At 39.1% G+C, this 10,242-nt stretch carries 11 protein-coding genes; 10 read left to right on the forward strand and 1 reads right to left on the reverse strand.

From position 1 onward, the window contains the following. Positions 1 to 252 precede the first annotated feature (252 nt). Entirely contained in the window at positions 253 to 2,649 is a 2,397-nt protein-coding gene (locus AC33VI_RS01140) for a sensor histidine kinase (RefSeq protein WP_491780434.1), read from the reverse strand. A 171-nt stretch (positions 2,650 to 2,820) separates the two neighbouring features. On the opposite strand from AC33VI_RS01140, the gene AC33VI_RS01145 reads away from it, so the two are divergent. From AC33VI_RS01145 to AC33VI_RS01190, 10 genes are all read left to right on the forward strand, one after another. Then, positions 2,821 to 3,159 carry a hypothetical protein gene (locus AC33VI_RS01145; RefSeq protein WP_491780435.1) on the forward strand — a complete coding sequence of 113 codons (339 nt, stop codon included), beginning with the start codon at positions 2,821 to 2,823 and terminating at the stop codon, positions 3,157 to 3,159. Positions 3,160 to 3,205: 46 nt separating this feature from the next. Next, entirely contained in the window at positions 3,206 to 3,943 is a 738-nt protein-coding gene (locus AC33VI_RS01150) for an LmeA family phospholipid-binding protein (RefSeq protein WP_491780436.1), read from the forward strand. Positions 3,944 to 4,272: 329 nt separating this feature from the next. Then, positions 4,273 to 4,446, forward strand: a complete 174-nt coding sequence (locus tag AC33VI_RS01155) for a hypothetical protein (protein WP_491780437.1) — start codon at positions 4,273 to 4,275, stop codon at positions 4,444 to 4,446. Positions 4,447 to 4,500: 54 nt separating this feature from the next. Next, positions 4,501 to 4,680, forward strand: coding sequence for a hypothetical protein (locus AC33VI_RS01160; RefSeq protein WP_491780438.1), 180 nt, complete (start codon positions 4,501 to 4,503; stop codon positions 4,678 to 4,680). 79 nt (positions 4,681 to 4,759) lie between these two features. Then, entirely contained in the window at positions 4,760 to 5,122 is a 363-nt protein-coding gene (locus tag AC33VI_RS01165) for a DUF4345 family protein (RefSeq protein ID WP_491780439.1), read from the forward strand. A 19-nt stretch (positions 5,123 to 5,141) separates the two neighbouring features. After that, positions 5,142 to 5,363: a response regulator gene (locus AC33VI_RS01170; protein WP_491780444.1), complete on the forward strand. Its 222-nt coding sequence runs from the start codon at positions 5,142 to 5,144 to the stop codon at positions 5,361 to 5,363. Between the two features lie 176 nt (positions 5,364 to 5,539). Then, complete coding sequence (locus AC33VI_RS01175; protein WP_491780440.1) at positions 5,540 to 7,378, forward strand: response regulator; 1,839 nt, start codon at positions 5,540 to 5,542, stop codon at positions 7,376 to 7,378. Positions 7,379 to 7,697: 319 nt separating this feature from the next. Then, the gene (locus tag AC33VI_RS01180) at positions 7,698 to 8,267 is read left to right on the forward strand and encodes a tetratricopeptide repeat protein (RefSeq protein WP_491780441.1); all 570 of its coding nucleotides are present in this window, start codon (positions 7,698 to 7,700) and stop codon (positions 8,265 to 8,267) included. A gap of 167 nt (positions 8,268 to 8,434) precedes the next feature. After that, positions 8,435 to 9,637: a glycosyltransferase family 2 protein gene (locus tag AC33VI_RS01185; RefSeq protein WP_491780442.1), complete on the forward strand. Its 1,203-nt coding sequence runs from the start codon at positions 8,435 to 8,437 to the stop codon at positions 9,635 to 9,637. A 141-nt stretch (positions 9,638 to 9,778) separates the two neighbouring features. Further along, positions 9,779 to 10,242, forward strand: a 464-nt coding sequence (locus AC33VI_RS01190) for an outer membrane protein assembly factor BamD (protein WP_491780443.1), incomplete at its 3' end; no start/stop codon positions are given.

Below are 10,242 nucleotides of genomic sequence, written 5' to 3' on the forward strand. Positions count from 1 at the left end.
ATAGTCATTCCTAATAAGAACCATACGAAAATATGTACTAATTATTGCTCCCTAATCCCTAACCCCTAATCCCTAATCCCCCGAACAAATTACTGAGATAGTACGGAAATTAATTAGAACGACTATAGTTCGTAGTTTTTAGTTTTTAGTTCTTAGTTTTTAAAGTTTAATTATGTGGTCTACCCATGTGAAAAGCGCAGTAATTCGCGAGCTTGCTTCGCGAATCATTTTACTGTTTGTCCAAAGTCCAATTCATGCGATCGCTGGATTATTAAAATAATTGTTTTCTTTTGGTAAATAAACGATAAAAGTAGCTCCTCGATCGCTTTGACTGCGAGCCACAATTTTACCCTGATGGCGTTGGACGATTTTGTCACAGATAGCTAAACCCAAACCCGTACCTGCATATTTACTCTGACTATATAAACGGTGAAAGGGAGTAAAGATTTTCTCTTGTTGTTCTGGTTCAAAGCCAATACCATTATCGGTAATATTTATTTGATAAAAGTCAGGGTTGGCTAAACTTGGGGCGATTTTAATTTGGGGAATGCGATCGCTGGCGTGAAACTTGAGGGCATTTTGCAGTAAATTCTGAAATAGCTGCTGTAGTTGTGAGCGATCGCCTGTAACGGTGGGTAATTCGACCACTTCTATTTGGGCATGAATGCGACTAATTTCTGGTTCGAGATCGTAGAGGACATCTTCGACAACATCTTTAAGGGATACTGAGGTAAAAGGCTGAGAGCGGGTAGTGATGCGAGCATAGGTTAATAAATTGGTAATTAATGCCTTCATTCGCGAATTTAACCCAGTCATTCTCGTTAAATAGTCTTTGCCCTCTTCGTCTAATACTGCACCGTAATCTTCTTGTAGACATTCGATCAATAAATTTTGTTTGCGTAGGGGAGAAATCAGATCGTGAGAAACCACACTGGCAAATTCTTCTAGTTCTTGATTGCTGCGTTCTAGTTCTTGCAATAGCTCATTTAACTTAGCTTCAGCTTGTTTGCGTTGGTTAATGTCCTGAATTTGGGCAATAAAATATAGCGGTTTGTCCTCAAGATCTTTAACCAAAGAAACGCTTAATAAAATCCAAACCAGACCGCCAGAAGCGTGAAAATATCGTTTTTCCATTTGATAGGTGCGAATTTCCCCCGCTAGCATTTGTCGCACATAATTAAGATCTAGATCGAGATCATCGGGATGGGTAATTTCCTGAAAAGTTTTTTGCAGTAATTCTGCTTCGCTGTAACCGACAATTTCACACAGAGAGCGATTAACTCTAATAAATCTACCGTCAGGAGAAACTAATGCCTCTCCCGTAGCAGCATCTTCAAAGGCTAGCCGAAATCTTACTTCACTTTCTCGCAATTTGGTTTCTATTGATTTGAGGGTGGTAATATCTCGCCCTACGGCTTGATATTCACTAATTTCTCCAGTTTCATGCAAAATAATCCGATTATTCCATTGATTCCAGCGCACCTTGCCGTCGATCCACACCCGATGGGTAATGGTTACGGTAGGGTTAGTTTGGCTCATGGAGTTAATCTTTTGAGTGACTAGCTCGCGATCGCCATCGTAAATTCGAGGCTTAAATACACGATCGATTAGCTGCTCTTTTTCAACTCCAAAATAGCGACAGTAAGCTTCATTGACAAAAGAAATAGTAAAATCTGGACGATAGCGACAAATTAGTTCGGTTTGATCTTCCACGATCGCTCGAAATCTAGTTTCAGCTTCTAATAAATTGACATATAATTGCTGTCGCTGGCGATCGCCTTGGTTTAATTTCCGAGCCATCCACCAGACAAGAAAGCTAAAAATTAGCATTTCTAAAGCATTTGTCAGGGCGATCGCTAATTCCGAAGCTTGAGGTATATCCGCCACCAGCCACCAAATCAAACCACCCAGCAGAGGAGGAACGAAGATCGTCAGAGGCAATAACCAACGAGCCATCAAGCCCCCTGCTTCTTCTCTGGTCAAGACTCGCATCCAACCCCGTTCCGAGCGAGTAGCTAGCAAGCCACCAGACAACAAAAGAAAGCTAATAGCGGTTTGAATTGCTACCCCTGTGGACGAACCAGCAGTATAGAGGAGACGAACGTAGTAAAGATGTCCGATTAGACTAGTAAAAGCGATCGCGAGAATGCCAATGGTTAGCAGTTGAGCGGTTAGATAGTATTCTCGAACTAAGAACAAAATTGCCGTATTTAATAACAGAAAACCCCAAGCAGTGCTAGGTGACATTCTACCTTGGACTACCGCATCGATAGCATCAGGAGAATCGGTCAAGGAAAGCCAACTCGTGCCTAAATCCAGGTTAAAACCATATTCAATTAAGGTTATTAAACTAAAGGCGATCGCAATACTCGGTAAAAGATAAAGACCAATCGAACCAAATAAACTCCTTTTCTCTTGCTGCTGATGCCATAACAGTAAAGTAATTGCGCCCATTATCATACCTAGAGCAGTGCTAACCTTCATAGTTACGCGACCGACAATGACGCTTTTGAGCCAAGTTATGTCAAGTAGCCAACCCACAATGACGCTACTGCCCAAACCAATAACAATTATACAGATAACTACTGATGCCAAACGTAGTTGACTGGGTAATTTAGAGGGATGCGATCGCTTTTGAGTAGGGGACATGAAAGAAGACAAAATTGTTTTTGCTGCAAGGTTGAAAATATTGCTTTAGTTAGATCCATCTAAGGGCAAAGTTGAAGTTAAATTTAAAAAGAATCAATTTATCTTAAGATATTGGCGAATCCGCTTCAGCAACCAGAATTTTTAATCAAGTAAGCATTTCTATAATTTATTATGAACTCAATCTTAACGAACTCGATCGCAGTGGTTTTGGTGAGTATGGCGATTACGAAGTTAGCCGTAGGCATCGCCTTATGTTTTGTTAATCCCGCTCTAGCGGATACAGTTAAATCCAACAGCAATGATACTCTCCGACAAGCAGCCCAAGAAATAGTCAAAGACACGGGAGTAAAAGAACAATTCGGTCAATCGGAAAATGGCGATCGGCTGTTAGACCGAGCTCAAGAAAAAGCCAATCGTAAATTAGAAAATCTCGCTCAAGAAGCAGATTCCGAACCAGAACTACCCGCAAGTAAGAAGCTGTTTCTCAAAAATTTAACCAATCAATCGTAACTTTTCAGATGTATTGTCTTATAAAAAATCAGAGGAATAATCAGCAGTGAATCAGCAAAATCTAGGCGAGCAAGCTATTGCTAAAGCGATAGAAATTGTCGTAGACAGCCAATTAGATGAAGTCGATAATCTAGATGTCAATATTAAAAATAATCCTTTAAACTTAGCTCAGGGAGAAGTAGAATCTTTCACCATTGATGGCGAAGGAATGGTAATAAAGCAAGATTTGAGAGCAGAGCGGATGATTTTACATACTAATAGTATTAAGATCGATCCCCTGAAAGCTGCTTTGGGTAAGCTTAAGTTAGAAAAAAGCACTAACGTACAAGCAAAGCTGGTATTACAGGAAGATGATATTGAACAAGCTTTTAATTCGTCATATATTCAAAATAAACTCAAGGATGTGCAGATCGAACTTGCAGGAGGAAACCTAACGGTAAATGCCAAAAATGTAAAATTCAAGATACTCCACAGCGATCGCCTGCATTTGCGAGCAGATATAATTATTGCTGAATCAGGAGAAACTAAGCCAATATCGTTTTCCTTAAAGCCAGACTTCGATCCCCAGGCTAATAAAATTCTCTTAGAAGATGTGGAATATGATGATAACAATATTTATGACTCTACCCTAGCTCAAACAATATTAAATAGCATTCAAAGTATATTAGATTTGAATAACTTAGAGTTTAAAAATGCTAGATTTAAAATTAATAGAATCAATCTCAAGCAGGGCAAAATAACTCTCGGTGGTAAAGCTTTAGTACAAGATTTTCCAACACAATAATTAATTCAAATACATAAAATAAATTGCTAATTGTCATAAAACTTTCTAGATTTTGCCTTTCAAAGTTACATTGTCAACTTGATTTTTGCTGCTGCTAATTTCACCAAGTAGGTAATTATAACTTCTATCAAACGAATGATGTATTAATGAGTTTTTTAAATGATACTTAAAAATCAAAGATCGAATATACAGCGGTATGCACTTCTATCTAGGACAGAAAAAATGAGAAGTATTTAAGGTAGGGTGGGCAATGCCCACTCTACAATTAATTTCGTTTTTGTACCAATTAGTTATGCAAACCGCTGTAGTTCAATTACAAAGTAAAAATCATGCAAAATTCTAAGTTGAAAAAAATATTAGCTATTGGATTAAGTTCATTGGCTCTATTGGTTGGCTCTGTTGGTCTGACTGGTTGTGAAGTAGAAACCGAGGGAGAAGCTGAAGAGCTAGGAGAAGACATAGATGAAGGAGCAGAAGATCTCAAAGAAGAAGTCGAAGATTAATATCTAGATGGTAGAGATCTTCAGCCAGAAGATTGCGGGCTAGTAACGCCCATTATGATAAATAACGGTCGGCGTATTGATCGGCGCAGTACCATGGCACAAAAGGGGGGAACAGACTGGTTTGTGCAGCATCTCAAGTTAAATCATTTCGCTCCCATTGTCTTTGATGGCAAAGACCCCGTAGCCTTTGTTTGGGCAATTTGGGAGATGGAACAGCGACAAAACTTCTTCTGAAGGGATAATTATTCCTAAAAATTAGCGTTAGACAAACAAACTTCTTTTTATCTGACCATTTCATCTAAAACTTGCAATCATGTTTGACAATTATTTAATCACGCCCAATCTCGGTGCAATATTCTTCGTTTTACTCGGTATCTTTGGCTTTGCATTTCCTCGGCTAGCTGCTGCTTTTGTAGGACTAAAACCGATTTCAGCCGAGGGAATATCAGAAATGCGGGCGACTTTAGGCTCGTTTTTTCTCGGTTTGGGAATTGCCTGTCTGTGGTTGCAATCCCCAGTCGCTTTTACCACAGTAGGTATTGCTTCTGTCATTGCTGCGATCGCCCGTTTGCTCTCTATTTTTATCGATCGCAGTTTTTCGATCAAAAATATTGGTGGTGTCTTTACCGAGGCAATTTTGGGCGGGATGCTGCTGCTTGGGGGCAATTTTAGTTAAATCAAATTAATTCAATCAAATAAATTTTAACGCGGCAACTCCAGACTTAATTATCAGCGACATCGGAATGCCCAAAGTAAATGGCTACAGTCTCATCAATCAAATTCGAGCATTGCCCCAGGGAAAAAACATTCCTGCGATCGCTCTTAGTGCCTATGCAGGAGAAGCAGATAAACAGCGATCGCTCAACTGTGGGTTTCAACAGCATCTTGCCAAACCAATTAACCTCGAACGCCCATAACTGCGATCGTTTCAGTAATACAATCTAGCAGATAGTTTCATAAGTCTATTCCTCGGTTGCGATCGCTATAAGTTTAGGAACAGTCTCTTAAAATAAATCGAGATACAATGTTCGTTAATATTTAAAAAAAAATAAACATTTAATAAATCAATTTATATCTCGATCTCTAGCTGTTTATGCCCAACCATCACAGACTGTTACTTCACCCATCGGCAACCAAAGCAAAATTAATGGGAACTTCATCGGGAGAAAGTTTAGCCCCCAAAGATGGAGGCGATCAAAAAAAAGATTTAAACCAATTTTCCCTAAGTATCGATCGCTTTGAGAAACAAGCTCAAACTAGTATTGAATCTGTGGAAGTTGAGGAAGCGAACACCAAACCAGAAGTAATTTTAATTGTGGATGATACTCCCGATAATCTTTTGGTATTGTTTTCTTATTTAGAACAACAAGGTTACAGAGTCTTACTGGCTGAAGATGGGGAGAGTGCCTTGCAAATTGCTCAAACCCAAACACCAGATTTAATTTTGCTAGATGTTCTAATGCCTGATATTGATGGCTTTGAAACCTGTCGTCGTCTTAAGACAAAACCAAATACTAAAGAAATTCCCATAATTTTTTTGACGGCACTTTCCGAAACAGTCAATAAAGTTCAAGGATTTAAGTTGGGAGGAGTTGACTACATTACCAAACCCAGCGAACAAGAAGAAGTACTGATACGCATTCAAACCCACCTTAATTTAAGAAAAATGCGTCATACTCTGGCAAAACAAAATAAAGAACTACAGCAGGCTTTGGATTTTGAAGGCTTGACTCGTCGCATTACTAGTAAATTGCAAGATAGTCTTAATGAAAAACAAATCCTGGAAACTGCCACCCGCGAACTAGCAGTTGTCCTCGATATCAATAGCTGTCAAATCGAGCTTTACGATTGCGATCGCACGACGGCAACCATTGCTTACGAACACGCTATTACTTTGCCCAAATGCCAGGGAATAACCAGAAATGTGCGGGATTTTCCCCAACTCTATGAGCAACTATTACAAAAAACTCCCGTTCAACTGGTAGAAAAAATTCCCCAATTTTCTCCCCAAGATATTCAAGTTACTCGTTTAGCTTGTCCTCTGTTTGACGAGGGGGGTATTCTAGGCAATCTTTGGGGACTAAAACCACCGACAGAAGTATTTACAGATTGGGAAATTCGCTTAATGCAACAAGTAGCAGCCCAATGTGCGATCGCCATTCGTCAAGCCAGACTATATGCAGCAGCCAACCAAAAAGCGGAAGACTTAGCCAAACTCAATCAGCTAAAAGACGATTTCCTCAAAACTATTTCCCATGAATTAAAAGCTCCTATGAGCAGTATGCAACTAGCAGCACAAACTATACAAACTTTGCTGGTTAGCAACCGCAATAATCTTAATTCTCCCACTTTTAAGCGAGTTATTCAGATTTTCTACGAATCTTGCGATCGCCAAAAGCAACTAGTTGATGACTTGCTAGCTCTTTGTTACATAGACGCTAAAGCCCAAACTATTAAACTAGAAAAACTCGACCTCAATCATTGGATTCCCGATTTAGTTCAACTGTATTTAAATCAAACTAGAAGCCAAGAACAAGAATTAGTTTTGAATCTAGCACCAGAGAAATTAGAAGTTGTCACCGATCCGATGGTTTTGGAACGAATCGTACGGGAATTCTTGCATAACGCCTGTAAATATACTCCAGCAGAGCAAATAATTACAGTTCAGACTGAAACTAACGAATCAGAAATTTCTCTTTGCGTTCTCAATACAGGGGTAGAAATTCCCATGGAGGAACAAGAATTAATTTTCGAGCGCTTTTATCGCATACCTAATAACGATCCTTGGAAATATGGCGGTACTGGATTGGGACTCACATTAGTCAAAAAATTAGCCCAAATGCTTGATGCCACTATTGATGTCACTAGTGAGAACGAACAAACGGTTTTTTGTATTAAATTCCCCGTTGATAATTCACGATCTGGTCGTTAGATATTTACGCTACTTTACACAAGTTTCCTAGTCAGTAGTTTGAGTATTGCGATCGCATGATTTACTAAAAGAGCGATCGCTCTACTTCAATCAACCACATCCTTTGTTTTGCGTGATACCATTTCTCCTTGAAGTTGCACTTAATATTAAGTACCTAAGCAGAATTATTTGTATATTCCATATTTTCCTAACCCCTAACCCCTAACCCCTAACCCCTAAACCCAATCTCAACTATCCAATTAATTTTGCACAACTACTTATAGTGGGAGTCTTCTCTCACATCTTAGATAAAAAATATGCTCTAATTTTCATTGATGCTATGTCATTCAAAACAGTGGCAAAAACTTTATTTGCTTGGACTATTATCGAAGTAGTAGTTTTATTAAACGGCTGGATGCTAGCTGGTAAAACTCAAAATCTTAATGATTTAATTGTATCTCCAGAATCGGCTCGAACTGCGACTGCACTAATGGCGCGAGGAAAAGCTCAACTCCAACAAGAAAACTATCGAGAAGCGATCGCTTTATTTAACGAAGCAATACAACTCAACCCCAATGATGCCGATTTATACTACGAAAGGGGTTCTATTTTAGGACAGCTAGGAGACAAAGAAGCAGCGATTAGAGATTTTGATAGTGCAATTCTCAGAAATCCCAAGCACAGTTGGGCGTATTTGCGACGAGCGGGAATGTCTTTTTACTTGGGTTTTGACCGTAGAGTCACAGACGATCGTGGAGTGCGATTGAGAACTTTAAACTATCAAGCCAGAAATGCTAGTGCCATGTTAGATTTGCAAACTGCCAAAAATTTATTTGCCCAACAGAACGATATGGAAGGGCATCAGATAGCAGAAAGCTTAATCAAACACTTCAATCAAAAACTTAGATAATTCCATAACAATTTAGAGATTACTTGTCAGGAAAAAAATAAAGCAATAGGGTAATTAGATGAATGAAACCGATCTAGTTTCCTGGTAACAATTATTGGAGGCTATGATGGTATTGCTAATCGAGTCAGCAGAAACATAATTTAATTGTTAATACACCTGTGATTAAAATGGATTTTCTGAATATTATTAATCTCATCCTGTTGTTAGTGGGAATAATCGTTGCTATTCCTTGTTTGGTTTTTTTTCTTGAATGTTTTGCCGCTGTTATATCGAGAAAATCTGACTTCAACTTTGAAGATCTAGCAAGACCCAAAACTACTATTTTGATACCCGCTCACAATGAGGCAGAGCAAATCAAAGAAGTATTAGAAGTATTGCAAACCCAAATAACTCCAGAAGACCAAATTATTGTCATTGCTGATAACTGTCATGATAATACTGCGGAATTAGCCAAATCTACAGGGGTAACGGTATTCGAGCGAGAAAATAAAGTCGATCGCGGCAAAGGATACGCTCTAGATTATGCCATGCAAAGGATTAAGGACGAACCTCCAGAAGTATTGGTGATTTTGGATGGAGACTGTATTATCGAACCCAATACCATCAGAAATATTACTTGTAAGGCGATCGCCACAGGTAGACCAGTACAATCGACCTATTTAATGGAGCAACCAGAAGAAACTAGCGTTAAAGATATGGTTTCAATGTTTTCTCTCAAAATTAAAAATCTGGTCAGATTGTTGGGTTTAAACCGTTTGGGTTGGCATTGTTTATTAACGGGTTCGGGAATGGCTTTTCCTTGGTCTCTAATCGAACCAATATCTTTGGCAGGAAGCAAGACTACAGACGATATGCAACTTACGGTAGATTTGGCTTTGGCTGGCTCTACTCCAGTGTTTTGCGAAGATGCTTTGGTCATGGGTCGTTTGATGAAAGACAAGGCGGCGACAAGTCAGCGATCGCGTTGGGAACACGGACATCTGGAAATGATCTTAGTGGAAGTTCCTCGACTATTAAAAGCTTTTGTAACTACAGGAAATTTAGCAGCTTTGGGGTTGGCTTTAGATATTTTTATCCCTCCCTTATCTTTATTAGTCATGGGCTGGATCGGGGTGGCGATCGCAACTTGGACGACTGTTCTTTTGACTGGTATTTCTTTTGTTCCTGGAATTTTAATTACCGTTGCGGGAGGTTTTTTGCTGTTAGGAGTTTTGATGGCTTGGGTGAGATTCGGACGTTCTGACTTGCCTTTGAAAAATCTCTTGGCTATTCCTTTTTATATGTTGAGTAAGATCCCGATTTATTTCAAGTTCTTAGTCAAGCCTCAAAGTCGATGGCTGAAAACTGAAAGAGATCTGCCAGAAAATTAATGATAACCGTGTAGAACTATATTTTCAGGATTAGATCGGGAAAAATTTAGCATTTTCTAATTTAAGGCAGTTAGTCTCGACATAGCAAAAAGATCCAAATATCTTTTGTTAGTCAAGTGAATTTATAGGGATTTTTCTCAGATGAAATACTCGAATTTTATTAAAAGTGGCTTGTTATGTCTTGCTCTAGCTGGTTGTACTAGCAATACTCAAACATCCAACAATTCAGTACCATCCGATATTAAAGCAGAAGCAGAGGCGACGGTTATTGATTTAACTCAAGTGGGCTGTCAGTTTTTAGAAGTAGAAGCCAAAGATTATCAATATCAGCCGACAAGTGCCGACGATTGCCAACAAATTAACTCGGAAACTTTAGCTGCTAGAAAATCGGAGTTCAAACCCCTAGAATTAAAACCTGGAAAATATATTTTTCGCGTAACCAATGCCAATGTTGATTATCCCTTAGGTTTTTACTTGCGGGGATCGGGAATCAAGCAAGTTAGTTTGCCCAAGGTAAGTGGTGGTGGTTTAACCAAGGGTACGACCAAGGACTATGAAATTACTCTCACAGCAGGAAATTACGTTTTTAGTTGCCCTCTAAATCC

The sequence above is a fragment of the Waterburya sp. genome, from assembly GCF_058530065.1.